Source organism: Pseudomonas sp. VEM90 (genome assembly GCF_054611535.1).
In genome coordinates this window covers 44,792-70,413 of sequence record NZ_JBTRAR010000001.1, presented here as the reverse complement: position 1 = coordinate 70,413, position 25,622 = coordinate 44,792, and the positions used below count along the sequence as shown (strand labels likewise).

The 25,622-nt window shown below is 60.6% G+C and carries 17 protein-coding genes and 2 pseudogenes; 6 read left to right on the top strand and 13 right to left on the bottom strand.

Going from position 1 to position 25,622, the window contains the following annotated elements:
• Positions 1-50: 50 nt before the first annotated feature.
• Together ACYCCG_RS00315 and ACYCCG_RS00310 are read left to right on the top strand one after the other, a co-directional pair.
• Entirely contained in the window at positions 51-368 is a 318-nt protein-coding gene (locus tag ACYCCG_RS00315) for a helix-turn-helix domain-containing protein (protein WP_021782301.1), read from the top strand.
• A complete protein-coding gene (locus ACYCCG_RS00310; protein WP_459669157.1) occupies positions 361-1,635 on the top strand; it encodes a type II toxin-antitoxin system HipA family toxin in 1,275 nt (424 codons plus the stop codon). Before ACYCCG_RS00315 ends, ACYCCG_RS00310 begins: the two co-directional genes overlap by 8 nt.
• A 189-nt stretch (positions 1,636-1,824) precedes the next feature.
• On the opposite strand, the gene ACYCCG_RS00305 is transcribed toward ACYCCG_RS00310, so the two are convergent.
• From ACYCCG_RS00305 to ACYCCG_RS00290, 4 genes are read right to left on the bottom strand one after another with little or no spacing between them, the layout of a single operon-like run.
• Positions 1,825-3,177 carry a hypothetical protein gene (locus ACYCCG_RS00305; RefSeq protein WP_459669155.1) on the bottom strand — a complete coding sequence of 451 codons (1,353 nt, stop codon included), beginning with the start codon at positions 3,175-3,177 and terminating at the stop codon, positions 1,825-1,827.
• A complete protein-coding gene (locus tag ACYCCG_RS00300; RefSeq protein ID WP_459669153.1) occupies positions 3,174-9,473 on the bottom strand; it encodes an AAA domain-containing protein in 6,300 nt (2,099 codons plus the stop codon). Before ACYCCG_RS00300 ends, ACYCCG_RS00305 begins: the two co-directional genes overlap by 4 nt.
• A gap of 14 nt (positions 9,474-9,487) precedes the next feature.
• Positions 9,488-10,123 carry a 4Fe-4S cluster-binding domain-containing protein gene (locus ACYCCG_RS00295; protein WP_209969852.1) on the bottom strand — a complete coding sequence of 212 codons (636 nt, stop codon included), beginning with the start codon at positions 10,121-10,123 and terminating at the stop codon, positions 9,488-9,490.
• A gap of 2 nt (positions 10,124-10,125) precedes the next feature.
• Positions 10,126-11,958, bottom strand: a complete 1,833-nt coding sequence (locus ACYCCG_RS00290) for an AAA family ATPase (RefSeq protein WP_339533744.1) — start codon at positions 11,956-11,958, stop codon at positions 10,126-10,128.
• Between the two features lie 252 nt (positions 11,959-12,210).
• Here ACYCCG_RS00290 and arfB point away from each other — a divergent pair, with 252 nt between their 5' ends.
• From arfB to ACYCCG_RS00275, 3 genes and pseudogenes are all read left to right on the top strand, one after another.
• A complete protein-coding gene (arfB, locus tag ACYCCG_RS00285; RefSeq protein WP_021782324.1) occupies positions 12,211-12,624 on the top strand; it encodes an alternative ribosome rescue aminoacyl-tRNA hydrolase ArfB in 414 nt (137 codons plus the stop codon).
• A 403-nt stretch (positions 12,625-13,027) separates the two neighbouring features.
• Positions 13,028-13,468 (top strand): annotated as a pseudogene (locus tag ACYCCG_RS00280) (outer membrane lipoprotein-sorting protein); the annotation flags it as partial.
• A pseudogene (locus ACYCCG_RS00275) lies at positions 13,464-13,919 on the top strand (transporter); the annotation flags it as partial. The pseudogenes ACYCCG_RS00280 and ACYCCG_RS00275, both read left to right, overlap by 5 nt.
• A gap of 69 nt (positions 13,920-13,988) precedes the next feature.
• On the opposite strand, the gene ACYCCG_RS00270 reads toward ACYCCG_RS00275, so the two are convergent.
• Together ACYCCG_RS00270 and ACYCCG_RS00265 are read right to left on the bottom strand one after the other, a co-directional pair.
• Positions 13,989-14,372 carry a MerR family transcriptional regulator gene (locus ACYCCG_RS00270; protein WP_209966496.1) on the bottom strand — a complete coding sequence of 128 codons (384 nt, stop codon included), beginning with the start codon at positions 14,370-14,372 and terminating at the stop codon, positions 13,989-13,991.
• 165 nt (positions 14,373-14,537) lie between these two features.
• Positions 14,538-15,116, bottom strand: a complete 579-nt coding sequence (locus ACYCCG_RS00265; protein ID WP_209966493.1) for an NAD(P)H-dependent oxidoreductase — start codon at positions 15,114-15,116, stop codon at positions 14,538-14,540.
• A gap of 297 nt (positions 15,117-15,413) precedes the next feature.
• Between ACYCCG_RS00265 and dapB the strand changes: the two genes are divergently transcribed.
• The gene (gene dapB / locus ACYCCG_RS00260; RefSeq protein ID WP_339535941.1) at positions 15,414-16,232 is read left to right on the top strand and encodes a 4-hydroxy-tetrahydrodipicolinate reductase; all 819 of its coding nucleotides are present in this window, start codon (positions 15,414-15,416) and stop codon (positions 16,230-16,232) included.
• Positions 16,233-16,250: 18 nt separating this feature from the next.
• Here dapB and ACYCCG_RS00255 read toward each other — a convergent pair whose 3' ends face one another.
• From ACYCCG_RS00255 to ACYCCG_RS00225, 7 genes are all read right to left on the bottom strand, one after another.
• Positions 16,251-16,931: an HAD family hydrolase gene (locus ACYCCG_RS00255; RefSeq protein WP_459669152.1), complete on the bottom strand. Its 681-nt coding sequence runs from the start codon at positions 16,929-16,931 to the stop codon at positions 16,251-16,253.
• Positions 16,932-17,000: 69 nt separating this feature from the next.
• The gene (locus ACYCCG_RS00250; RefSeq protein WP_459669151.1) at positions 17,001-17,723 is read right to left on the bottom strand and encodes an NAD(P)H-dependent oxidoreductase; all 723 of its coding nucleotides are present in this window, start codon (positions 17,721-17,723) and stop codon (positions 17,001-17,003) included.
• Between the two features lie 689 nt (positions 17,724-18,412).
• A complete protein-coding gene (gene leuS, locus ACYCCG_RS00245) occupies positions 18,413-21,007 on the bottom strand; it encodes a leucine--tRNA ligase (protein ID WP_196996482.1) in 2,595 nt (864 codons plus the stop codon).
• A 130-nt stretch (positions 21,008-21,137) separates the two neighbouring features.
• Positions 21,138-22,184: a fatty acid desaturase family protein gene (locus ACYCCG_RS00240; RefSeq protein WP_196996481.1), complete on the bottom strand. Its 1,047-nt coding sequence runs from the start codon at positions 22,182-22,184 to the stop codon at positions 21,138-21,140.
• 46 nt (positions 22,185-22,230) lie between these two features.
• Positions 22,231-23,436: an MFS transporter gene (locus ACYCCG_RS00235; protein ID WP_459669150.1), complete on the bottom strand. Its 1,206-nt coding sequence runs from the start codon at positions 23,434-23,436 to the stop codon at positions 22,231-22,233.
• The gene (locus tag ACYCCG_RS00230) at positions 23,433-23,786 is read right to left on the bottom strand and encodes a hypothetical protein (RefSeq protein ID WP_459669149.1); all 354 of its coding nucleotides are present in this window, start codon (positions 23,784-23,786) and stop codon (positions 23,433-23,435) included. Before ACYCCG_RS00230 ends, ACYCCG_RS00235 begins: the two co-directional genes overlap by 4 nt.
• A 904-nt stretch (positions 23,787-24,690) precedes the next feature.
• The gene (locus ACYCCG_RS00225) at positions 24,691-25,605 is read right to left on the bottom strand and encodes a LysR family transcriptional regulator (protein WP_003253946.1); all 915 of its coding nucleotides are present in this window, start codon (positions 25,603-25,605) and stop codon (positions 24,691-24,693) included.
• Positions 25,606-25,622 lie beyond the last annotated feature (17 nt).

The window sequence follows — 25,622 nt, the reverse complement described above, 5'->3', positions numbered from 1 at the left end:
ATTCTATAATTTTGTGGATTAACTCGTACAGAGCGGGCTTGGTACACACTATGTTGGATTTAAGCTTCAGCAAGCCGAGTGAGGTCGTGAAGCGCCTCTGCGATCGCTTGCGCACAGAGCGCTTGGCGCGGGACATGACACAGGCAGACTTGGCCGGGCGTGCCGGCATCGCCACAAACACAGTGTCCAACCTTGAAGCCGGGCGCAATGTCGGATTCGAGAACGTCGTTCGGGTGGCGATGGCGCTTGGCCGGACCAAGGAACTGGAAGGCCTTTTCCTGCCAAAGCTGGACAGCATCGAGGATATCCGGCGCTACGAAAACAGCGCCAATCGTCTTCGTACCAAGAGGAAGCCCGGCAATGCTTGAGCAGGTGAACGTCTTCTACGAAGGGTGGGGGGAGCGATGGCAATGGGGCACGCTGGTCTCCACGACTGCCCTGACCGGTCGTCCACTGATTGTGTTCGAGTACAGCAATGAAGCCAGGCAAAGGGGCTTGGAGCTGTCGTCCTACACGCTGCCGCTGGAGGGGGCTCAACTGCGCCGAGACTTTCCAGACCACCAACTGTACTTGCCAGGGCCTGTTTACGACGCCTTGCCGGACGGATGGGGCATGTTGCTGATGGACCGTATGTTCAGGCGCCGCGGGCTCACCACAGCGCGCATCGGCTCACTGGAACGGCTGGCCTATATCGGTGGTAATGCCATGGGGGCCATGACGTTTGAACCCGTGGCGCCCGAAGGGCAGGCGTCTGAAGTCCACATCCCGCTGGAGCAGCTAGCCGCCGAAGTGCAGGAAGTGCTCCATGGAGACGGCGGTGAGTTCCTGCAGAGGTTGCTGCTGGTGGGTGGCTCGCCTCAAGGTGCAAGGCCTAAGGCCCTCGTCTATCGTGATCCCGAAACTGGCCGGTTTACAACTGCCGTGACGGCGGGCTTTGAAGCCTGGCTGGTCAAGTTCCCGGCCAAGGAAGAGCATGCCGAGGTGTGCGCTGTCGAAATGGTCTACGCCGAATGCCTGCGCATGTGCGGTATCGAGACCCCTGACACGCAGTACTTCAGCCTGCCTGATGGGTTGGCGGCGTTTGCCAGCAAGCGATTTGACCGTCAGGGTGGCCTGCGCGTGCCCATGCAAAGCCTCGCGGCCTTCACGGGGGCGAGTTACCGGTCTCCAGGCGTGTTGGACTACGTCAATTTCCTGCGGGCAACCCAGATGTGTACCAACGACGTGCGAGAGATGGCGGTGGCCTTCGAACGTGCCGTCTTCAATGTAGCGTTCAACAACAGAGATGATCATCCCAAGAACTTTGCCTACGTCATGTCGCAGGACGGTCATTGGAGACTGTCGCCGGCCTACGATGTGACCTTTTGCGAGGGGCCAGGTGGATATCACCAGATGGATGTAATGGGGGAGGCCCTGTCGATTACCCGCACACAAATGCTTCGGCTTGCCGAGGAAGCCGAGGTGCCCCCGGAGGTTGCAGGCAGAATGATTGACGGCATTTGTGAGGTGGCTAGCCAGTTTGCAAGCATCGCCGAGAACCTGTACCCACAGGTCATTACGCCAGACACCTTGCGCACGATCCAAGGCCGCATCGATCAGAACGTAGCTCGGTTACAGGGCAGCGGTTGCCATTGAAGCAGGGAGGAGCGGGCGCTCAGTCGGCGCGCCGATTTTTGGCAAGGGAGATCGAAGGGCGGGATGGTGATGCCCTCATGGAGAGACTACCAAGCGGAAAAACGGCTCCAGGATTAGCCCAGGCTAGCTACCCGTTTATTCGGCAACGACTCAGCACATCCTTGAGATCAACATACAGATCGTGCCCATTCATGATGACTTCGTCCGTAGCTGTCCGGCAGCAGCCATGTCTTCGTCTTCAGCGCCAAACACTTCTTTGAGTGGCGTCTCTCCCACCCCCATCGCTCGCTCGATCAGCAGTTCGCTTCCATTACCCTGAAGCATCGCCTGCAGGCGCCCGAACTCGTTGCACCAGATCGTCTCGATGTCCTTGTCGCGCTGCGTGTCGCGATCACGGCTCAATGCCACCGCACGCACCTGCATGCGGCCATTCTCGGCCTTGCCGCCCAGCTCCACGCCATAGCCTGGCGTGGCCGACTTGCGCAGTACTATCTTGCCCGCGTCAGCCCAGGCGGTGGTCATGCCTTCGCGCACTTCGTAACCGAGTTCGGCCAGGCCCTTGAGCATGGCCTCGCGACGGGCGAGGGCGGCTTGCGCTTGCACATGCACGGCGAGCAATGCTTCGCAGCGGCTCGTCAGCTCGCTCACCGTGGTTTGCGGGCTGGTGGTCGTGCAAAGGCAGACCTGCTTGAGCAAGGCCTCATTCCCGGCGCCCAGGCGGGTTCTTACTTCGTTTGCCAGTTCGTGGAGCTTGGCGAGCGAATCGCGACTCAGCTGGAAGTCGCGGCTTCTGTCAGCCAACTCGATCACCAGGCTGTCGAGCAGCAAGTTGCGCTGTTGCGCCTGGGGCTGCGCCTCGGCCCGGGCCAAGGCTTGTACGAAGGGCTCAGCACAGGCTGTGCCTTGCAGCAGGTGAAGCTCGGCGATATGCCGGTCAATCTGCTGCAGGCGTGGGTCACGGGTGGCTTGTGCTCGCGCGGCCAGCCACGTGGTGAGATTGGGCGTGGGGGCTTCATCCATGAGCCGCAGAGCCAGCGCGCGTTGCTGTTCGTCCAGGGTTTGCGCTTCGTTGCTGCTGCTCAATTGGGCGAAGCCTTGGGCAAGCAGTTGCTCGGCATTGTCCAGTTGGGCGCCATCGGCCAGCTTTGTCAGGGCTTGCACCACCTGCGGGGCGGTGTCGGTGCGGCTGACCAGGGCCTTGAGCAGAAACGCTGCATTTTCCTTCATGCGGCGTTGATGCTGGCGCTGCTCGGTCGCTTGCTCAATAGCGCGCTCCTCGCGGGCAAGCTGGTCGCGCCGCAGGTGTTCGATTTCGATGGGGACGGCTTTCTGCAATGCCTGGTACTGGTCCTCAGTGAGCAAGGCGCGCAACCGCGCTTGCCGTGCTCGCGTGGCCGCGCGTTCCTGCTCGCTCAGCTGGCCAAGCTTTTCGGCCTGGGCTTCCCAGCGGGCCACAGCCTGATCAAGGCGGCGCAGATGGCCTTCGCAAAGGGCGATGATTTCTTCACGGGTGACGATGCGCACCACCTTTGGGCCACTCATTGGCAGGTCTCCTTGTCGTTGGATGCGGCCACCGGCTGCCGTGCCTGCATGGCGTCCTCGATGGCCGCGCGCAAGCGGGCGCGCTCGTTGTCGCCATCGTGATACCAGGCCTGGGACGAGACGCGGTGGATCTGCGGGATCGCCCGGCGCAGTACCGAGGGCCGCCAGATTTCCCGGGCCCGGGCGCGCTCGAGCAGGGCGTGGCTGGGCGCGTCGCATTCGATGCCGATGGCATAGGTTCCGGTCTGCGGGCTTGCGATGGCGAAGTCCAGGCCAAACGCGTCGCCTTCGCTGGCCGGGGCGGCATTCCAGCCCAGGGACGCGATGAACGCGCCAACGATCCTGGCGAAGCCGTCGTGGCCCTGGTCGTGCCCATGCACCTGCGTGCTGCGGTCCGTCTGCAGGCGGCCCAGCAGCTTGCCGCTGTAGTCGAATTCGCCGGCACACAGCGCGCGTGCATATTCCAGGTAGCCTTGCAGGTAGTCGCGCGGGCTGGCGGGCGCGCGCTGGGTGTTGAGCATGTCCGAAATGTCGGCGATGGGCATTGAGGTGATCATCACCACCTTGCGCCGAGCACGGGTCACCGCCACGTTCAGGCGGCGTTCGCCACCGGTCTGTCCGAGCACCCCGAAGTGACGGCGGAAGGTGCCCTGGCTATTGCGGCCGAAGGTGGAGGAAAACACGATCACGTCGCGCTCGTCACCCTGCACGTTCTCGACGTTCTTGACGAACACCGACATGTCTTCACCGCCCTCGCTGCGTTCGCGCTCCTGGGCGTACGCGGCGCGGAAGGCTTCGTTTTCGGTGGCGTGGGCTTCCAGGTGCTCCTCGATCAGCTCGGCCTGCTTGCGGTTGAAGGTCACCACGCCCACTGACGGGCGCTGAGCGTAAGGCAGCTGCCAGAGCGCCTCCAGGTACTGCACGACACGCTCGGCTTCGGTCGCGTTGCTCTGGTTCTGGTACAGGCCCTCGACCTGGATCAGTTCCAGTGGCTTGAGCTGACGAATGCTCGCCTGGGGGTGGCGCACCGGCACGTTCAGGCGGTTGCCGTAGAACGAGGCATTGGAAAAACCGATCAGTTCGCGGTAGGCCGAGCGGTAGTGGATCTGCAGGGTGGTGCTGGGCAGGGCGTTGCGCGCCAGTTGCAGCAGGTCTGGGCAGTCCTTGATTTCGCGGCGGTTCCAGGTGTCTTCGAAGGCTTCGCGTTGTTCTTCGTCGGCGTCCTCGTCAGGCTCATCGCCATCGAACAACTCGGCCTCGTCACTTTCGACCCGGCTGGAGAAGAACGCCGTCGGCGGCATCTGCTTCTCGTCGCCACTGACCACGGTGACCTGGCCGCGGAACAGAGTCGGCAGGGCAAACTCCACCGGCATCTGTGATGCCTCGTCGTAGATTACCGTGTCGAACAGACCGTTCTTCAATGGCAGCACCCGACTGGCCACGTCCGGGTTCATCAGCCATACCGGGCGCAATGTCATCAGCCCCAGCGGAGCACCCAGTTCGAGGAATTCACGCAGCCGGCGCGAGCGCTTGCCGGTCAGCCGGGTCACATCCTCCCACTGCTTGCGGCTACCCAGGCGCGCGGGGTCGATACCTGTGGCCAGCAGTTGGCGGTTGAGCTCACGCATCCGTGTATCGGCTTGAGCCAGGCTGGCAACCTTGGCCTGGGCCTCCTCCTGGCTGAACAGCAGCTCCGGGTTGGCCTGTTCGATGCGGTGTTTCCAGCCCAGCCGCGCTTCGCGGTTGAGCAGGCGGCGCACGGCGGCGTCGAGCTGTTCTGAGGGCAACAGGTCGAGTTGCGCCTGGCGCTGGCGCAGCAGGGCGAGCAACTCCAGGTCAGCCTCGGCGAGCTGCCTGGCGCGGGCGCGGAAGCCCTGGTAGGCCGCCAGGTGGGGCAAAGCGTCGTGCAGGCGGCTGAGCGCCAGTTCGTTGCTCAGGTTGTGTTCCACGGCATGCCGCAACTGTTGAGCCAGTTCCTTGCCGAGCCAGTCTTCGAGCAGCTTGAGCTGGTCAAGGCTGGACTGGCGCACGCCTTGGCGCAGCAGCGAGGCATCCAGATCTCCGAGCAAGGCCTCCAGGTGTTGTTTGTCGCCGGTAAGCACGGCGTCGTCTGCCTGGTGTGCGCGGGGCGACTGTGCCAATGCCTGCGCCAAAACCTGGACCTCGACGAGCTGATGGATATCAGCCTTTACCAAGGCCGCCAGCTCCAGGCCTGCCTGCGGGGCAACGCTGTCCAGGGCCAGGGCCTGGTGAAGTGCAGCCAGTTCGGCGCGCAGAGGGCGCCATTGCTGTTCCAGGTCGATGGCCGCGCGCAGCCCTGGCAGGGCTTCATCCACACGGTCATTACCCTGAGCTACGAGGAAATCGCGCAGTCGCTTGCGCCTGAGCAGGTGCATCGGGTTCATGCGCGTCAGCCACGAGCGAGCGGCCATGACTTTGGCGCAATCGCTTTCCAGGCTGCGAAGCGGCTTGCTGTCCACCAGGCTCAAGGCAGGCGACAGTGCTGTCAGGTAATCGCCTTCGGGCAGTTGGTCGAGCTGCTGCTGCAGTTGCCGCAGCTCATTCAGCATCGATTCGCCACGCGGCAGCTGTTCGCCGTCCTTGCTGCGGAACAGGGGTAGCCAGCGGGCCAGGCGCAGTCGCTGCTCCTGGCTCAGACCGAGCAAGGTCGCCACATGGGTGGCCATCCATGCCCGGTACGGCGCAGGGTCGTCGATCTCGAAGCTGGCCGGGTGTGCTTGCAGGGTCGCCTGACGCTGTAGCTCAGCCTGGCTGAAGGCTTGCAGGCTGTCGGTAAAGGCCAGCAGAGTGGAGCGGTCAGTGGCGAACGGCTGCAACTGCACCAGAGGGCTGCCTTCGTAGCGGGCAGGCAGCCACAGGCGTATCAGCGGCGCACAGTTTTCTTCCAGACGTGTCAGGCTGGCAACGTCAAGCACGGCCAGGCGCTGGCGCAACGCCGGGAATTCGAGCGGTGCCGGCCCGTCTTCGAGCTCGATCAGTTCGCCCAGCAGGCGCCGGTAGCTCAAACCGGTTGCCGGGTCCGGGCGGTGCAGGCTCTGGTGGAAGCGGTCCAGCTCGCCTTCGAGTGTCTCGATACGCGCCGCCACTTGTTCGCGTTGGCGGAGCAGGCCCTGGCCTTCATCGCCACCGATGAACAGGGTTTCCAGCTGTTCGCGAATACTGCGGATGATCGGTTCGCGGTCGCGATTGACGTCGTTGAGCATGACGATACGCTGCCCCAACCCTTCGGCTACCAGGCGCTTGTACACCACCTCCAGCGCCGCATGCTTCTGGCAGACGATGAGCAGGCTGCGTTGGCGGCCAATGGCATCGGCGACCATGTTGACGATGGTCTGGCTCTTGCCTGTGCCCGGTGGCCCCTCCACCAGCAAACCCGGGCCTTGGCGCGCTTGCAGCACGGCCGCCTCCTGGGAGGGGTCGCTGGCGACGGTGAAGTAGCGGTGCAGTTCGGCCGGCGGGGCCACGGCCTCGTCCTCCTCGTCGGTCCTGAGCCGCAGTGCGGTCTCGAGCCCGCTGCCGGCAGGCGAGAGTGACTTCAGCTGGCGCAGGTCCTCGCCGATGGCCTGGCCCATGAAGGTGACGTGAAACAACACGCCGGCACATGCCAGTTCGTCCTGGTAAGGCACCACTTCCACGCTGCTGGCCGGCAGTCCGACGATGCTGCGCGAGCGCGCGGTGGCAAGCATGCCGAACGCATCCATCACATCGCTGGCGCGGATCGAAGAGCGGCCAAGCAACTCATCGGCCGTCTTGCGCCAGCGCTTGCAGGCCTCGGCCCCGAGGACGCTTTCCAGCGCCGGGTTCAGGCGCACTTCTTCGCGTTCGCTGTCGAAGGCCAGGGCCGCAAGGCCGCGGTTACCCACTTCCAGCAGCAGCTTCACCGGCCACAACAACAGCGGAATGATGCGTGTGCGCGTGGTGCCGCGCGGGTCGCGACTAAGCAGGAAAGGGAAGCCCAGGTACAGGCCGTCGATGCCGGTATCGCGTTTGTACAATGCGCTCTGCCGGTGTAGCGCGTGCAGGCGCGAGGCAATCTGCGGCATGGCCTGGAAGCATTCCGGGTCCAGGTTCACGGGCCGTTCATTGCGCAGCAGCAGGTGGTCGAGCAAGGCTGCGGCTGGGTGGCGCTCGCTGTGCAGTTCGTTGAGATCGACCCGGGCGGTTGTCTTGCCGATGCTCATGCGCACCAGCGGGCCGCGCATCACTGCGGTTACCACCTTCTTCTCGAAGAACTCGAGGATCTGTGACACATACTGCTGCTTTTGCGGCTCAAGCCACTGGCTTGCCGGAATGGCCAGCAGCACCAAGGCCTGGGCCAGCGGCATGCGCCGTTCCAGGCGGAACTGCTCGGCCCATGCATCCACTTCGGCAACGCCGCAGCGGGCGAACCCGCGTATGCGCTCATCGACGCTGTGGTAAAGATCCTGGCGCGGGTACTGTAGCAGCGCTGTGGCAGCGTCGCTGTCGAACCAGCCGACTTCGACGCTGTTCGCCAGCTCAGCCGCTTCCTGGATGATCGCCTCCACCGAGCGGAATTGGCCGATCGAAGCGCTGAGCAACACGATCAGGTCTTCTTCGGCGATGATCCGTCGTTCCGCCAACGCCAGCAGGCCGGGGTGCGCGGTATCCGGCAGTAGGCGTTGGCGTGCCTGCCATTCGCTGGCCAGCTTTGCCCGCGAGGTTGACAGCAGGTATACCCTCAACGTCTCCTCGACCAGTTCGATCTGCTGATGCAGGGCACGCTGACGCACCTGCTCGGCGCGCAGTTTGAGGCGAGAAAGCCAGTTGTCGGTCTGCAGTTGCTCCAGCAGGTCGGGCACCGAACCACTGATCAGTCGGTAGCCTTCCAGCGGATGCTCGAGCAACCAGCCCGGGGTGACGATCTCACCGCGGTGGATCAGCGGGATTTCCGGGTTGAGCAGTTTCAGCGCGAGCATCAAACGGAAATCGTCCTCCAGCCCGTCATGCTGCACCACTTGGCGCAGGCCGGCGAGCAATGAAGGGGAAAGGCCGAGCTGCTCGGCCCAGGTGACGATGACGCCGCGCAACAGATGGTCGAGCGCCTGCTGCCAGTGCTCGGCGTGCGCGGCAGCGAGGGCGAAGACCGCCGGCTTGTGGTAGCGCGTATCACCCAGTTGCAAGGCAGCACCTTCACCGTCGTCGCGTTCGGTGAAGGCTGAGGCCGGCGCCTGCACCGGGCGCCCGTCGAGCCAGGCCTCGACCTCGGGCCATTGCCAGCGCTGGTGCCGGTCGCGTGCCAGCAGGCCGCGCAACAGCAGGTTCAGCTGTGGGTCGAGGTCGTCGGGAATCGGGACACCATTGGCCAGTACATGGATGAGGAAGGCATTGGCATGGATGCCCTCGAAGCAGGCCCCTGCGGTCAGTTGCTCGAGCAGGATCATGCCGAGGCTCCACCAGTCCGAGGCGGCCGCCACACCGCCGGCGACGGCTTCAGGGGCCATGTAGCGGCTGGTTTCCAACGGCGAGACGATGTCCAGGTCGAACTCCGACAGGCGCGCCGAACCAAAGCCGCTGATCACCAGGTCCAGTGGCTCGTGGGCACGTACCAGCAGGCTGCTCGGGCGCAGGTCACGGTGGCGCAAGCCGGCCTCGTTGAAGGCGTGCAGTGCCTGGCCCAGCTCCCGCAGCATATGGCGCACGCTGTGGGCTTCACGGATCACGCCGCCGAGGTCGGCCAGGCTGCCGCCGGTCAGTTCCTCGACCACTTCGAATGCACGGCCATCCCAGCGGCCGGTGGCGATGATTTCGGGCACATGCTCGCGGGGCAGGCGGCGGATCACGTCATAGACCGCTGGGTCCGGCTCCGCACCTGGTCGATAAAGGGTGAGCACCGCCTGGCGAGCGGTTTCCTGGTGCACTGCAAGGTAACGCTCGCGGACGCCGTCGGTATTGCTGATCTGGCGGATCAGCGACCAGCCGTCGATCAAGGTTTCGCTGGCTGCGGGCGCATCGTCGGACGGGGCAGCCGGCACACCGTTGGCCGCTGCTGACTGGGCCGGCGAAGCATCGCACTGCAGGCACATCAGGTCGCCAGGGTCCATGGCATGGCCGTTTTCACAGACGAGGCCGGGCGCCGGAGATGTGTCCGTCGGCGGGAGATTGTCCACGGTATGGATGATCTGCGGGCGCCAGCCGTCAGCGTGGATCGGCTCCCCGGCCAGGTCCCAGTTGCAGGGGTGCTGGTCGACGGTGCCCTCGCAGAACATTTCCTGTACCGGGCGTGCGGTGTTGCAGTTTGGGCAATAGCGAATCATTGGGCGAATTCCGGTCAGTGGCGGTGCACGCTGGTGCTAACCTGGTGGCCTTGCGCGTTCAAAAGGTCGCGCAGACGCAGTACGTCATCACGCCGAGGGATCCCTGCCATCCACACGCTACCGTTCTCGTCGAACATCAGGTCAAGGGCCTGGTCAGCGGGTTGCAGGGGACGCTGGTAGCTGGCAAGGCGTTCATGGCCGAGCGGGGTCAGCAGGTTCAGGCGCTGATTGTCGCTGCCACGCAAGGCCAGGGATTGTTCGCTGCGCTTGTCGAAGGGGTCGCTGATCAACGCATCGATCAGGCCTTCGGCTTGTTGCAGTTGGGGTTGCAGTTGCTCCAGCGAGTAGCCGCTGTACACCAGAATGTCCAGTGGGCTCGACTGGCGAAGCCCTTGGAGCATGGCGAGCAGGGCAGGGAACTGGTCGAAGGGTTCGCCGCCGGAGACGGTGATGCCCTCAGCCTCGGCCAGCCAGGGCATCAGTTGCTTCAGCAACTGTGCGATGCCCACGCGGCGCTTGCCTGGCCCCCAGGTGTCGACGGAAATACACCCTGCGCAGCGGATGCTGCAGCCCTGAAACCAGATGCCCAGGCGACGACCAGGGCCGAGGGTGGTGACCGGGAAGTGCACGCGGGACAGGCTCAGTTCCATGGTCAACGGCGTTCCAGGGTCAATTCGCCGACACCCAGACGGCTGATGGTGAAATGCTCGCCAGGTTGAGCGTCCTGGTCGAACAGGGCCCGCGCTAGCGGGTTGAGCAGATGCGCCTCGAGCTGGTTGCGGATGCCACGGCCGCCGTTGGACAGGTCGCGCAGACACAAAGCGTGCAATGCCTGGCGCGCCTCAGGGGCGATGGCCACGTGCAGTTTCTGCTGCTGCAGGTCCTTGAAGGTGCCATCGACCATTTGTTCGAAGATCTGCTGACCGACATCCTCACGAATGAAGTCGAACACGATGACGTTCTCGCCGATACGGTTGAGGATCTCCGGACGATTGAGCACCTGCTTGAAATGCCGGTCGATCTCGCAGTGGACTTTCTCCCGAACCTGCTCGTAAGGCTCGCCCGGCAGCACGTTGGCAACGCGCTCGCCATTCTCGCCCAGGCGGTAGATGCCCAGGTTGGAGGTGAACACGATCAGCGCCTCGGAAAAGTACACCCGGTCACCGCGACCGGAGGTCAGTACGCCGTCGTCAAGAATTTGCAGGAACTTGTCGAGGATGCGCGGGTGGGCTTTTTCGATTTCGTCGAACAGCACGACGCTGAAGGGTTTCTCGCGAATCGCATTGGTCAGTTCGCCACCGACGTCGTAGCCGACATAGCCGGGTGGTGCACCGATCAGGCGCTGGTCGGCATGTTCTGCACTGAATTCCGACATGTCGAAACGGATATACGCGCTTTCGTCGCCGAACAGCAGGCTGGTCATGGTTTTGGCCAGCTCGGTCTTGCCCACCCCGGTCGGCCCAGCCAGGAAGGCTACGCCACGCGGGCGATTGCCCTTGCGGCTGGCGCCGACGCCGGTCATTGCCCGCTTGACGATGTCGAGCATGTGGGTCACGGCGTGGTCCTGGCCTTTTACCCGTTGGTGCACCAGTTCTTCGCCCTGGCGAATGCGCTGGCGATCGATGCGCAGCCAGGGGTCTTCGGTGACACCCACTTTATACCGGCGCACGGCATCAGCGATCTGCACCATGCCCACACCTTCGACCCGTGCGAGTTGCGCGATGGCGCTGAGGTCGAGCAGCAGCAGGCCTTCGGTGTTCTGCACGAAGGCGTCCGCGGCCTGGGCGAGCGCTTCCAGACTCGCCTCCTGGCTACCGGCGAGCCCCTTGAGCAGCGCCGGGGCCAGGGCGCGGCGGGCCAGTTGGTCAGGTTTTGAGACGGGAATGTGGCGAATCCGGGGGTTGTCGACCAGCAGCCAGTCCGGCAGGTCGCCTTCTTTCTCCACCAGCCACAGCAGCGTATTGAAGAAAGGCTTGCGCGTTTGTGGCTGGGGCCGGCTGCGCGCCTGGTGGGCATGCACCAAGGCCTGAGTGAACAGCTGATGCTCGGCCGCACTCAAGGAATCGCTACGTACCGCCAGGCGCGAGGCGAAGTCGATGATCAGGGCGACAGGCGTATCGGTGCGTGCCAGCAGCCGCTGCATGGTGGCGGCCAGCAGGTCGATACCCGCAGGCGCGGCGCCGTTCACCGGGGTCAGGCCGAGTTCCTGGAGCAGGGCTTGGCCCGGTGCCGGGTCGTTGCCGGGCTTGCCAAGCACACGAAAACCAGCCACCGGGTCCCAAGCCAGCACATGGCCATAGCCGGTGTCGAGCAGGGCATTGCACAGGGTCTGGTTGAAGCTCTGGGCCGTGACCGTGCCAGGAACGACCTCACAAGCCTGGAGGTCGCGGATGTTGCCCGACAGGACGAATTGGCTTTTCAGTGGCAGGAAGCGGACGAGGTCACGCATCCAACGCGGGGTTTGAAACGGTGTAGTCCCTGACATGTTCAACTCGTCTAGGTTGTATCCTTGGCAGGGTATTGGTCCTTGCGCGCATTTTCCAGTATTGCTGTCTGAAAGTTCAGCGCGTTGGAGGGCAGCATTTCAAGTATGCCTCGATACGTACCAAGGATGGCAACCAGACAAGTCCATGAGTTCAGCAATGGTAGATTTCGGCGCTGATTCAAGGAATTGTGCATGGTGCTATGGGACAGCGGCGCAGGCTGTAATAATGGGGGCAATTACACGGGCCATGTCATGCTGACCATCACCAATAACGTGCATCTGCCGGATGCCGACATCGAACTGACATACATTCGCGCGCAAGGCGCGGGTGGGCAGAATGTCAACAAGGTGTCCAGCGCGGTGCACCTGCGCTTCGACATCCCGGCCTCGTCGCTGCCCGAGTTTTACAAGGAGCGGTTGTTAGGGTTGCGTGACAGTCGCATCACCGGTGACGGCGTGTTGATCATCAAGGCCCAGCAGTACCGCACCCAGGAGCAGAACCGCGCTGACGCACTGGCGCGTCTTGCCGAGTTGATCATCGCTGCCGGCAAGACCGAGAAAAAGCGCCGCCCCACCAAGCCGACCCTCGGCTCGAAGACCCGCCGGCTCGAAGGAAAAGCCAGACGCAGCACTATCAAGATGGGGCGGGGCAAGGTGGAGTTCTAGTGTGGTGTTTCACAAATAACGACCATAACTCGCGGCGCTTTTTGCACTCATGCGGCGTTGTCGCTCCTCGCCGTAGCTGGGCTACGACTCGTCGCGACGCCTTGCCTGAACGCAAAAATCGCTCGCGAGTTATTGGCCATATTTGCAAAACACCACACTAGGCGCTGTACGAAAAGTCTTGAGACGCAGGTCAGGCAAGGCGAAAACAGCCGAGGAACGGCTGGGGTCGCGCCCGACTGTACTGGAGTACATGAGCATTCCGAGGCTGTTTTCAACGCAGCATGAACAAGTATCAAGGCTTTTCGTACAGAGCTTGGGCTCTGCAGTACGGCTGCCTCAAGCGCAGGTACGGCTGGCTAAAAGAGAGTGTCAGATGAACAGCCCGCCCGACGACGCCTAAAGACTGTCAGGATCCCAAGGTAACAGCCGCATCCGCGAGTTCAGCTACCTGCAAAAGGATTACCCGGACAGCGACAAATTCACCCTGTACTTCTCCGCGCCGAGTGATGTGCGTGACGTCGCCTTTCACATCGAAAATCCGCGCGAGGTCCTGGGCCTCGAAGACAGCCAATGGATGTATTTGCCGGTCAGCCGACAGACCCGCAGGATTTCCACCACCGACAAACGCGGGGCGTTCATGGGTAGCGACTACTCCTATGCCGACCTCGACCAGATCGACAGCATTACCCACAGCGAAACCGAGGACTTCATCGCCGGTACTCGCTCTCGGCTTCGCTTCAACCAGTTGCAGTACAACGTCGCGCTGGACGACCGCCTGTTCACGCAGACCGCGATCAAGTGCGGGCTGATAGCCGGCGACTTGCCGGAATACGCCGTGTCTGCCCATCCTCGGCATGCTGACGTTGCTGACCACGTCGGTGACGGTGTACGGCAGCATGTACCTGTTGGACATCGAGTTGAGCATCGGTACCACACTGGTGACTTTCCTGGTGGTGGGCGTCGTGGATTACGTCGTACACCTGCTGTCACGGATCAGGATGCTGGTGCAGAAGGGCTTCGAGATCGACGAGGCTATCCTGGCGGCCATGCAGGGCGTCGGGCGCTCGACGGTGGTCAATGTCGTGATCTTCTCGATGGGCTTTGCCGCGCTACTGTTCTGCGCCTACAAACCCGTCATTGACCTGGGTGTATTGGTGATACTGGCGCTGTCATCCGGCGGCTTCATTAGCATTTTGCTGGTCACGCTGATTTCGCCGTGGTTCTTTGCCGCGATTGTGCCGCAGCCAGCAGTGCAAGAGGGTGAGCAGCCGGGGGGTGGGGCTGTGCCAGGCTAATTCGCCGTGGCGCCTGCGTGCTGAAAACGGCACCGTGCGCCATGGCCGTTCAGGGGCAGCGGAGCGGATTCAGCGGGCTTTTTTCAGGTGTTCGAACTGGCATTGCATCTGAGCATCTTTGAGGCTCAGCTCAAACTCAACCAAGCCGTCATGCACTTGCTGCAAGGCCTGGATCTGCCCCATCAATTCCTGCTTTTTGTTATCGATGGCCTGCATGGCCAGATCCCAGGGCAGCTCCTGGCCGCGATGATCCTGCAGAATGGCCTGCATTTCCTTGAGCTTGAAACCGAGTTGCTGAGCGCATTTGATGAAGGTCAGCAGCTCTACGCTTTGCTGGCTGTAGATGCGGTACTTGCCTTCGCGTTGCGGGGGGGGCAGCAGGCCGATTTCTTCGTAATGTCGAATGCTTTTGACGGTGGTGCCCGACAGCTGGGCCGCTTTGCCGATGTACATGAAAATCCCTTTTTTGACGCATCAGAAGCGAAAAGATGTCGCGTGCTCGTACAGGCGCGCGACATCTTTGCACGAGCATCAGGGTGTGGGAAGCCAAGTTGGACAAGGTGTCACAGCAGGGAGGCTCGGCTGGGCAGCGCAGAGGCACGGCCCGACCGGGGCCGATCAGCGGCTGGCGACTGCCTGGACTTGTTTGAGCCAGGCTTCGCGCTGTTGCGGCTTGGAGCCCAATACCGGACCGAAGGTCAGGGTTTTCAGGGGTTTTATGCCGCAGAACTCCAGGGTGGTCTTGCGCATTTGGTGCAGGCCCGGCATGCGATACACCCACCGGTAGTACCACGGTGGCGTGTCCATGGTCACCAAAAGGTGAGCCGTGCGGCCCTTGAGCAGCTTATCCGGGAAAGGCGAGCCCTTGCGGTACTTGAAGGCAAAACCGGGCAGAAACACGCGGTCGAAGAACCCCTTGAGCAACGCCGGAATGCCGCCCCACCAGATCGGGTACACCAATGTCAGGTGTTCGGCCCAGGTAATGTCGTTCTGTGCGTCGATCAAATCGGGCTCAAGCAACTGGATCTGGTTATAGCCATCGTGCAAGACCGGATCGAAATCCAGGGTGTCCAGGCGCAGCAGGCGCACCTCATGGCCTGCTTGCGTGGCGGCCTCGACATAACGTTCGGACACAGCGCCGCAAAAGCTGTTGTTCGAAGGGTGGCCGAGGATTACGAGCATGCGTTTGCGCTTCATGACAAACTCCGGGTAATGAAGTGCCAAGGGTAAAGTCTGCCCCTTACGGTAGAGTCAAGCCTTGCCGGTTAGTGGTAGAGACAGACAGTCCAGCAGCGCTCGGGTGTAGCCCGGCAAACGTTGAATGAGCGGGTGCAGAAACGCAATGTGCGTTGAGCCAGCACTCAACGCGTCTATGAAGCCTTACCGGCGCGAGATGAGCCGGCCGCACAAGTTTCGTTGAGGGTGTGTTTTTAGAGGTCTCGTACCTCATACCGGTCGTGCAGACCGTTTTTTAAAGGAGACGTTTTGATACCTATGGATAGACCAATAAGACTGGTGGTGTTGGGCGCGTCGGGGCGCATGGGTCAGAGACTGGTGCGAAGCTTGCTTCATGCCCAGGGTGCGTGCCTGCATGCTGCGGTGGTACGGCCTGGTTCCAGCTTGGTTGGCAAGGACTGCGCTGAAGTGGTGGGGAGTGGCCCGACTGGGGTGCATTTCACTGACGATATGTTGCGATCGCTCGACGGGGCTGATGGCGTGCTTGATTTCACCCAGCCCGAAGTCACGTTGCAATGCTTGGAGTACACCTCGGCCCGAGGGTTGGTTCACATTATTGGTACGACTGGTTTCAACCCCGAGCAGGAAGCGGCGATTGCTGGCAGCCAAGGGGCGCGCATTGTCAAGTCTGGCAACATGAGCGTAGGGGTGCAGTTGCTCAGTGCCCTCGCTGAAATTGCCGGTCGAGTGCTACCTGCGGAGGATTGGGATGCTGAGGTGCTGGAAATGCATCACCGTCATAAGGTAGATGCACCGTCCGGCACGGCGTTGATGATGGGGGAAGCAGTCGCCAAGGGCCGGCAGGTGGACCTAGGCAGCCAGGCGGTGCGCGTGCGGGATGGGCTGACCGGCCCGCGTGAAGTGGGCACCATTGGTTTCGCCACCCTTCGGGGTGGCTCAGTGGTGGGGGATCACTCACTCATCTTTGCGGGCGAAGGAGAAGTATTTACCCTTAGCCACCAGGCACTAGATCGGCAGGTATTCACCCGAGGGGCGCTGCGGGCGGCACGCTGGGCTTGGCATCAGCCTGCCGGGGTATATTCCATGCAAGCGGTGCTTGGCTTGGCAGTGAGTTGAGCGTGTGTGCGATGCGGGCTAGTGGTGCTCTAGTCGCATGGATTGGTCCAGCGCTTGCAAGAGTGTCTGGTCGATCTCGTCCAGATCCTTGCAGATGAACCGCACACCCGATGCCTGCATCTGCTGTTTCTGGTACAGGGTTGCGGGTTTGCCGATAAAGCCACAACCGAGCGTTTTGCTCACTTGGGCGACCCGGTTCAGGTCATCGATGAACACCAGCTCGCCGGCACCGGTAGCTGTTTGACGTTGGATTTCAGCCATGCCCGGGCGTGCGTGGCCCATGTCGATGTAAGGCAGGTCGGCATCGAAGTACTCACTTACCGACGCCAGGTAGCGGTCGAAGATCGCTGCCTTGGGGCTTCCCCCATATGCGGTGATACGAGCGCCTGTTTCTTTGAGCCGGGCGAGCAAGGCAACGGCTCCCGGTGCCAGCTGTACAGGGTGGCGTGCGGCGTACTGGGCTTGTTCTGCGAGGAAGGCATCTATGGTTTCCATGGCTGTCCAGGGCAGGTTGCAGGCCAGCGCCATGATGTGCCCCCCGGCCATATGCGGCGAGCCTAGTATCTGGCGTTCTAGATCGGCCGTGTAGTGGCCGCCATGGCGTTCGACGAAGGTACGAATTGGAGTGCTATAGACATCGCTCAGCAATACACCATTGGTGTCTATCGCGAAATGGCGAATTTTTTCGAGCTTGTTCATTCTGGATTCCATCTCAAATGGGCGCATAGCCGACGAGAAGCAGCGCGGGCTGCTTCTCAAAGCGGGAAATTAGGTGTTTTGCGTCGTGGCTTGGCGAAGGCGGAACGTGCTGGGGTCATAGTCGTGGAGGCTGGCGAAAGGCAGCGCTTCGGCTGTGAACAAATGGTCCAGGCGATCACGGTAGGCTTGTAGGTAGTCCGCACGAACCTCGGCGGAGACACTTGCAGGTTGCCAGCAGATGAAGGGTTCGAGCACATCGAAGCCGGTCAGACGCAGTACACCGTGCTGAATGGGAAACAGCAGCGTATTGATGTTGCCGTTGATGCCGTCATGGCCGTACATCGAGGCGCCGCCCCCGGTGGTAAGCGAAACCATGGCTTTCTTGCCGGCGAACTTGCCGTTGTCATACCAGGCCCCGGCGCCATAGACCGCACCGTAAGCCAGCACTCGATCTACCCAGCCCTTCAGAATCGCAGGCATCGAAAACCACCAAAGTGGGAACTGCAGAATCAGCGCGTCGCAAGCAAAGAGCTTGTCGATCTCTGCTTGAATGTCCGGGGCAAAGCCTGAGTTTTCGGTAGCGTGCGCCTCCTCGACCTGTTGCTTGAAATAGTCAGGGTCGGCACAGGTTGTGAAGTTGCCACGCCTGGACAGTGCCTGCCAGTTCATCGCGTAGAGGTCTGAAACCGTGACTTCATGACCTTGCTGAGTGAGGTGGCTGCAGGCTTGGGCTGTGAGTGAAGCGTTGAAGCTCTTGGCTTCAGGATGGGCATGGACGATGTGTACTTTCATGTGTGTTCCCGGGAGTCGTTCGCTGATGGAAGTAAACGAACGGTGCATACTCAGCCCATCTCATGCAGGGCAGATTCACGCCGTTCGCCCGCAAACTCTGGCCAAACGGGGGCATTTCGGCTAGCTGCGAACTATCTCAGGTAGGGGGGCGCTCAGCGGTGCGTCAGTGGGTTTCTGCGCCGGATCGTGCACACCGATCATCACTCCATGGCGCTTTGCGGATTGTGGTGGATGTGTTGTGTTCAAGGGGGCTCGTTCAAATCCTTACATGGTCAATCTTGGTTTTCTGCTGATCAAGCATAGGCGGGGAGGACGCTAAATAGCGTCGCAGGATGAGTTACACCACCTCTCGGGACACTATCCTCTAAAGACTGTCAGGATCCCCAAAGAACATTTGGACATTCATATAAATCAAATGGTTATGAATGGGAAATTAGATTTGTACCCGCAGATGTACCCCTTTCAACTGCAGCTACGAGTGGATTCCAGTGGAGGCAACGAGGAGGGATCGGTTTCAAATGTGCAATCCCTCGCCCATTTGCGCAACTTATGCTTTGGGCTCGTCACAGTCGCTACGCGTCGCAGCAGTCAGTGGGTGGGATGCACACGTTTTCCACTGAGGCCTGAACCAGAAAGCCGACATTTCCTGAGAAAGCCGGCTTTCTGGTTTCAGGGGACAACCTGAATGGTCAGACGATGAAGTTCACCAATCGGTTAGGCACTACGATCATCCTTCCTGCGCTTTCCAGATATTTGCTCAACACAGGATCGGACAGCGCCTGGTCACGGATTGTGTCATGGTCGGCATCGGCCTGGACCAGAATCTCCCCCCGTAGCTTGCCATTGACCTGTACCATCAACTTCACTTCGTCCTGCCTTAAGGCGTCGCTGTCCGGGGTCGGCCAGGCACTGTCGTAGATCGCGCCGGGGAATCCTAATGCCTCCCAGAGAACCTGGGAGATATGTGGCGTCACAGGTTGCAGCACCTGCAAGAGAATGGACATGGTTTCCCGGCAGACCTGGTGACCAACGCTGCGGGCACTCTCCAGTACCTTGAGCATCTTCATTGCACCCGATACGACGGTATTGTATTGCAGACGCTCATAATCGTTATTGATTTGCTTCAACAAGTCATGGGTCATGAAGCGCACACGGCTGGCTTCTGTGGCGTCTGCCGCCTGGCCGTCACTTTCGCTCCAGCGTGCCTGCTCATCAACGGCAAAGCTCCAGAGACGGCGCAGGAAGCGATAAGCCCCTTCGACACCGGTGTCGCTCCAGATCGTGCTTTGATCAGGGGGGCCGGCGAAGATGGTGAACAACCGGGCGGTGTCCGCACCAAACCGGTCGATGATGTCCTTGGGCTCGACCACGTTGTTCTTCGACTTGGACATCTTCTCCACGCCACCCAGGGTGACAGGCAAGCCATCTTCGATCGCTGTCGCGCTGACCGGACGGCCTTTTTCATCGTATTGAACCGATACTTCGCAGGGGTAGAACCATCGTCGGCTACCGTCCTGCGCCTTGCGGTAATAACTTTCCCGCAGCAGCATACCCTGAGTGAACAGATTCTTGAATGGTTCACTGAAGTCCACCAATCCCTCGTCGCGCATCGCCCTTGTCCAGAACCTGGCGTAGAGTAAGTGCAGCACCGCATGCTCGATGCCGCCGATGTACTGGTCGATGGGCATCCAGTATCGGTTGCCAGGCCCTACCATCGAAGTGTGGCAGTCGGGATCGCAGTAGCGCATGAAATACCAGCTCGAGTCGACGAAGGTGTCCATTGTGTCCGTTTCCCGTTGCGCGGGTGCTGCACAACGAGGGCACGCGACGAGGCGGAACGATTCACGCTGCAGCAACGGATTGCCGCTTCCGTCGGGAATGCAATCGGTCGGCAATATTACCGGCAGGTCTGCGTAAGGTACTGGTACATCGCCACAGTATTCGCAATGAATGATCGGAATCGGAGTTCCCCAGTATCGTTGCCGGGAGATTCCCCAGTCACGCAGGCGCCACGTGGTGGCTTGCTCGCCACGCCCACGCTCGGCCAGGGCGTCGACGATTGCCAGGGCAGCTTGCTCCACCGTGAGACCATCATAGGCGCCAGAGTTGATCAGGCGACCTTCCTGGCTGCCGTAGCGATCCGACCAAGCTGCAGGGTCATAAGGAGCCCCGTCGAGCGCGATGACGGGGTGTACGGGCAAGCCATACTGACGGGCAAAATCGAAATCGCGCTCATCATGGGCCGGCACCCCCATCAAGGCGCCTTCCCCATACTCACCAACCACATAATTGGTGATCCACACGGCGACCGGTTCGCCGGTCAATGGATGCTCGACGTGCAAGCCGCTCGGGATACCGAGCTTCGCCTGCGCGCCGGCGGCGGGGCTGGTCTGTGCCGCCTGTCGACACGCCTGCACCTGCGGCTCGAGCCCTGGATCGAGCGCCGTGGCACGCTTGGCCAGCGGATGATCAGGGGAAACGGCACAAAACGTCACACCCATCAGCGTATCGACGCGCGTCGTGAACACCCACAGCTTGCCTGCGTCGATCAACTGCCCGTTTGCGTCTTCGACAGTGTGGACAAAGGCCAGGCGGACTCCACTGGCCTTGCCAATCCAGTTGCGCTGCATGCTGCGGACCATGTCCGGCCAACCCTCCAGGGTATCGATGGCCGACAGCAGTTCCTCTCCATACTGCGTGATGCGCAGGTAGTAGCCGGGAATCTCGCGTTTCTCGACGAGCGCTCCGGATCGCCAACCCCGGCCATCCACCACTTGCTCGTTGGCCAGCACGGTTTGGTCGACGGGGTCCCAGTTGACGATCTGGGTCTTCTTGTAGGCCACGCCCTTTTCCAGCAACTTCAAGAAAAACCACTGGTTCCATTTGTAGTATTCGGGATCGCAGGTGGCGATTTCTCGTGACCAGTCGAAAGCCAGTCCTAGCGGCTGCATCTGCGACTTCATGTCGGCTATGTTCATCCGTGTCCATTGAGCGGGTGATACGCCCGACTGCATCGCGGCGTTTTCTGCCGGTAGGCCGAACGCATCCCATCCCATCGGCATCAGGACGTTGTAGCCCTTCATCCGCATGTGACGGGCCAACATGTCATTGATCGTGTAGTTGCGCACATGCCCCATGTGCAACTTTCCGGAAGGGTAGGGCAGCATGGAACAGGCATAGAACTTTGGCCGGCTTTCGTCCTGGACAGCCTTGAATACTTCATCGCGAAGCCATTTGGCCTGAGCCGTGCTTTCAACCCAGGCAGGATCATACTGCTGTCGCATAGGGGGTCCTCGATATTGTTGGAGCTGGACGACGATAAATCGCCCGGCTCATATGTTCTTGTAAGATATCGCTCGGCCTGTTGAACATCGCTTGCCGCAAGTGTAAGCGCTTACGGTAATCTGGCAGGGATTAGGTTTGAAAAGTTTTTTCCTCTTTGCGCCCTCCCGCCAACCAGCCACGGGGCCACACGCTGAAAGCCCGAGGCGGCTTGTATTTGGCTTTAAGCGACCGTAACAGACTGCCGTGAGTAATCAAGCAGAAATCGGGTTGGAAGTGCTGCATATACTGTGGGATCTTATCCCATGGAACTGTAGGAAAAATATGATGGGCGCCATGGTAGTTGAAGTTCATCAGGCACACTCGCTCGAAAAAGAGTGGCACTTTCACGTTTCTCGCAAACAGCGAGTCATTGATGGGCGTCTGGTAGTGGGCAAAACTGTCCAGCACAGTGAGAATGAATGCTCTGAGTAAGTAGATGATCACCAATATCCACCAGTTGGCGCCATACAGAAAAGCACTGCAAGCTAACAGCAGCAAGGTGCACGCGCCTTCGGTGCGCAGTGCGCTCAATTTTTTATTGCGCAGGGTGATGGACAGCGCGCAATGGTCCGACGGCACTACTGTCGAACCGTAGATGAGGCTCGTCAGCGGGTAGATAAAACGGGGCGGCAGGAAGCAGACGATTGCGGTCAGCACGAAGTCGTGCCAGTAAGCACCAAACAATTTGCGATAGTAATAATTGACGACCTTGCGCGTCGATCGGCGCGGGGCGATATAGATCTCGTCGCAATCATGCTCGGTACGATTGACGCGGTGATGCCGCAGATGATCGAAGCGTTGCAAGTCATAGGCGATGCCCATGAACACCGCCATCACCTGGCCCATACGCCGGTTCCTCCGGGGGGCAGGGTGCAGCAATCCGTGTATCGCCTCATGCACCATGACGCCGGTGGTCGAAGAGAACAACAGGGTGGGTAGCAGGGTCAGCATGAACCAGGGGTTTGTAGAGATCAACAGGGGAGCGATGAGAAACTGGTAGCCGTTGACCAGTACAAGAAATACAAAGATCAAGTTGTTGGTCGTGACATCGATATCGTCGAAGTCGCGGGTTTTGACCAGGGTCGGATTGCCACGATACAAACGCTCGTACAGGTCCTGCGTCAGTGTCTCGCTCATGCTGAATGCACCTCTTCCTTTTGATGTCTGAAACGAGCCTCCTGGCTCAACTTCTTCGTGGTGATGAAACCTGTGGAGCCTTGGCTTCCCGGCCCCACAACCAGCAGACGCCTCCGAGCAGCAGACCCAGCAGTCCGTAGAGGCTCCAGCTCAGCGTGAACCCAGCGCTGGAGTTCAACGAGGCGCCCAATCCCACCGAGACCATTCTGGCGAGCGCGAGCAGGATGGGAATCAGCGAAAAGAGGCTGGCCTGGGTTTGCAATGATGTCTTTTGGGAAATCAACGCGGTGATATGGGTGATGCCGAGAATCTCACCCATCGTCCAGAAGAAAACGAACGTCAGAATCAACGCGGTATGCTCGAAAAACGCGTAGGCGCTAAATCCGATACCGTAGAAGATTCCTGCCGCGGCCAGGTTGGCGAGCGTGCTGAATCGAGAGGTTAGCGCGATCAGAGGCTGCGTGATCAGGATGACCAGCAACGAGTTGACGATCCCCACGGCAGCGAAGATGCTTGCGGCACGGTCAACGGCTATTACATCGAGCCACAACGGTAGCTGATACTCACGCTGCGCATCCAACACCGACAAAGCGAAAAACATTGCGCCGGCGACGATCACGATCCTCGGTATGTCGACCATGTTGCGCAAGATTCTGCGTCGTGCCTGTGGCGTATGAACCTGTCGCTCAGGCAGCACCAGGAAAACACTCGCAAGGAAACACGCAATGCTGACGCCGGCGGCGAATACCATCAGGTAATGACTATGCAGGCCGAGCAGATACCCACCGATGACAAACAGCAGCGCGGCGCCCAGGTTGCTGGCCAGGTGAAGGTAGCCGAAGGATGCAATGCGGTTGCCATCGTCCGCCGCCAGCGAGGTCAGCATGCTGAACACTGGCGTGATCACGCCTGCGCATAGCATGAACATCAGCACCATGGCAATGGACGTGGTCGGCGTGTTGAACACCATCGCGAGCAGCAGAAAGACCGACGAGCACAATGATGTGCCCAGCAACAGTGAGCGAAAGGAGCAGCGACTGGCCAAGGCCCCACCCAACAAGTTGCCCGTCAAGTAGAACGCCGATACCAGCGTTATCACCAGCGCCACTGCCGAGCCATCGAGATGGTAGTGACGGTTGAAAAACAGCGCTGCGAATGGCCCCAACGCGTTCGCCATGACGAAAAGCAGACGAAGCAGGATGATGTTGCGCATCGCCGTCGTCAGCCCCGCGTCCTTGAAGAGCTTGTTCACTTGAGGATCACCTCGGTGTCACGAACGCGCGCAGTGCTCGCTGCACGGCATTCGTGCGCCGTATCTGCCTGGGTGATGATGAACGCAGCTCGATCAAGAAAGGCATCCGGCGGCAGCTTCAAGGTGCGGCCGGAGGCGGCCTCGACGACCAATTGCGACCTGACGCCTGCGGGCAGTGCGGGCAGTGCGGCATGCACCTTGACCAATACCCCCGCGTGGGGCGGGTAGATGAAGTCGATGGCGGCCACCCGGAAGTCGGTCAGCCCTGAGTTCTGTGCAAGTTGCCAGGAGGGATTACCAATTTCGACCGTCCTGGCAGTATTGATGTATTGGTTCTTCAAATTAGACATAAACCTTCCATTTGCTTGGTTCAAGCTCGATAAAAGTTGTCTTTGCGAATACGTCGAGCGCTGCCTCGGGTATCCGTATGGGGGCGCAGTGAAGAAACTGACCTGAGTTTCAGTCGTTGACCACAGTTGTAGTAGGTCAGTAGCCGGTGCTCAGTGCGTTTAAATATGGCCAAAACCCAATTTTGATGTCAAGCATTTATTTCGGACAAGTAAATCGAGCTGTCAATAGTCGCGTCAAAGGCAACTGTCCTTGAATTATCTAATCCTGGGGCGGTGCTGGCGGCTTCAGCGCCTAAGCGTCTCGCCTCGAACCGAAATCCGATTCATAGTTTCGCTCATTGGAGGCGGTGATCGATCTGTTTAAAGGTGGCGACTTAGTTGTAGGAAAAATCGTCGGAGTGCATTGGGTTTCGTTACAAAATGTTCCTCGAGTATCCTTTTGCACCGCACCCTTGTATCGCACATCTTCAAGATGTCAAAAGTAGAGGACTCATTATTCCGAGTAGCCATGAAAACAACTCCCGTCAGCCTCTGCGTATAGCGCAGTAATAGGTGTCATTGGCGTGTACCATAGTCGGAGATGACAAGTCTTGCGGTTGCCGTTATTGACTTTCCAACTTCAATCTGGAACGGCCACCTACGCCGCAATGTTGTCCGGGCATGTCGCTGGGCATGATTTGTACTGTGTCCCGTGACACCGTCAGGGCACTGGCTGACGATATGGGGGGGAGGGTTGTGGCGAAAGCATGGGCAGAGATGGACATCAGTCCAACCAAGAAGGTCCCACTCCATGCGCTGTGGTAGGGCGTGGTGCTGTGTCACGGCCGTTCGCTGTCTCGGCTTATCGCGTCGGCGAGTGCCATGGCAGTTGTCCGGCCGGACTGTTGCCTTCATGGCGTTCTGATCAAAGACTGTCCGGATCGCCAAAGAACATCTGTATCCGCGACCGCAGCCACCGCTCCGCCGGGTCATTGTCCTGTGCCCCGCGCCAGGCCATGTGCAGTTCGAAACTGCGCACGGGTATCGGCAGGTCCTCGGCCCGCAAGCCGCCGGCGGCCGTCAGTGCATCCGCCGTGTAGTCCGGTACCGTCGCCACGATATCGGTGCCTGCCAGCAAGCTCCCCAGCCCGTTGAACTGCGGTACCGCCAGCACCACGTGGCGCTTGCGGCCGATTTCTTCCAGGGCTTCGTCAATGAACCCGGACAAGTCCCCGGCAAACGACACCAACGCATGGGGCCGCGCGCAGAAGTCATCCAGGGTGATGCTGCCGGGTACGCTGTCGGCGCGCAGCAGTTTCGGCATGCTGCGGCGCAGCACCTTGCGCTTGGCGTTGGCCGGCAGTTCGCTGGTGTAGCTGACACCCACTGAAATCTCGCCCGAGGCCAGCAGGGTTGGCATCAGCAAGTAGTTGACCCGTCGCACCACCAGCACGATACCGGGCGCCTCGGCGCGAATGCGTTTGAGCAGTTGCGGCAGCAAGGCGAACTCGGCGTCGTCCGACAGGCCGATGCGGAACACCGCATTGCTGGTGGCCGGGTCGAATTCGGCGGCGCGGCTGACTGCAGTGGAAATCGAATCCAGTGCCGGTGACAGCAGGGCGAAGATCTCGTGGGCCCGTGCCGACGGCTCCATGCTGCGCCCGGTGCGCACGAACAGCGGGTCATCGAACAGGTTGCGCAGGCGCGACAGCGCCGCGCTGATGGCCGGTTGGCCGAGAAACAGTTTTTCTGCGGCGCGGGTCACGCTGCGCTCGTGCATCAGCGTTTCGAACACAATCAGCAGGTTGAGGTCTACACGACGCAGGTCGTTTCGATTCATCGGTGCGCTTCGCCTAA

Bases quoted from the DNA above. Each gene is read 5' to 3' on its own strand.
- ACYCCG_RS00290 (WP_339533744.1), bottom strand. From the start codon at position 11,958: ATGTCAGGGACTACACCGTTTCAAACCCCGCGTTGGATGCGTGACCTC.
- leuS (WP_196996482.1), bottom strand. From the start codon at position 21,007: ATGCGACAGCAGTATGATCCTGCCTGGGTTGAAAGCACGGCTCAGGCC.
- ACYCCG_RS00300 (WP_459669153.1), bottom strand. From the start codon at position 9,473: ATGATTCGCTATTGCCCAAACTGCAACACCGCACGCCCGGTACAGGAA.
- ACYCCG_RS00225 (WP_003253946.1), bottom strand. From the start codon at position 25,605: ATGAATCGAAACGACCTGCGTCGTGTAGACCTCAACCTGCTGATTGTG.
- arfB (WP_021782324.1), top strand. From the start codon at position 12,211: ATGCTGACCATCACCAATAACGTGCATCTGCCGGATGCCGACATCGAA.
- ACYCCG_RS00265 (WP_209966493.1), bottom strand. From the start codon at position 15,116: ATGAAGCGCAAACGCATGCTCGTAATCCTCGGCCACCCTTCGAACAAC.
- dapB (WP_339535941.1), top strand. From the start codon at position 15,414: ATGGATAGACCAATAAGACTGGTGGTGTTGGGCGCGTCGGGGCGCATG.
- ACYCCG_RS00230 (WP_459669149.1), bottom strand. From the start codon at position 23,786: ATGTCTAATTTGAAGAACCAATACATCAATACTGCCAGGACGGTCGAA.
- ACYCCG_RS00250 (WP_459669151.1), bottom strand. From the start codon at position 17,723: ATGAAAGTACACATCGTCCATGCCCATCCTGAAGCCAAGAGCTTCAAC.
- ACYCCG_RS00295 (WP_209969852.1), bottom strand. From the start codon at position 10,123: ATGGAACTGAGCCTGTCCCGCGTGCACTTCCCGGTCACCACCCTCGGC.
- ACYCCG_RS00240 (WP_196996481.1), bottom strand. From the start codon at position 22,184: ATGAGCGAGACACTGACGCAGGACCTGTACGAGCGTTTGTATCGTGGC.
- ACYCCG_RS00305 (WP_459669155.1), bottom strand. From the start codon at position 3,177: ATGAGTGGCCCAAAGGTGGTGCGCATCGTCACCCGTGAAGAAATCATC.
- ACYCCG_RS00255 (WP_459669152.1), bottom strand. From the start codon at position 16,931: ATGAACAAGCTCGAAAAAATTCGCCATTTCGCGATAGACACCAATGGT.
- ACYCCG_RS00315 (WP_021782301.1), top strand. From the start codon at position 51: ATGTTGGATTTAAGCTTCAGCAAGCCGAGTGAGGTCGTGAAGCGCCTC.
- ACYCCG_RS00270 (WP_209966496.1), bottom strand. From the start codon at position 14,372: ATGTACATCGGCAAAGCGGCCCAGCTGTCGGGCACCACCGTCAAAAGC.
- ACYCCG_RS00310 (WP_459669157.1), top strand. From the start codon at position 361: ATGCTTGAGCAGGTGAACGTCTTCTACGAAGGGTGGGGGGAGCGATGG.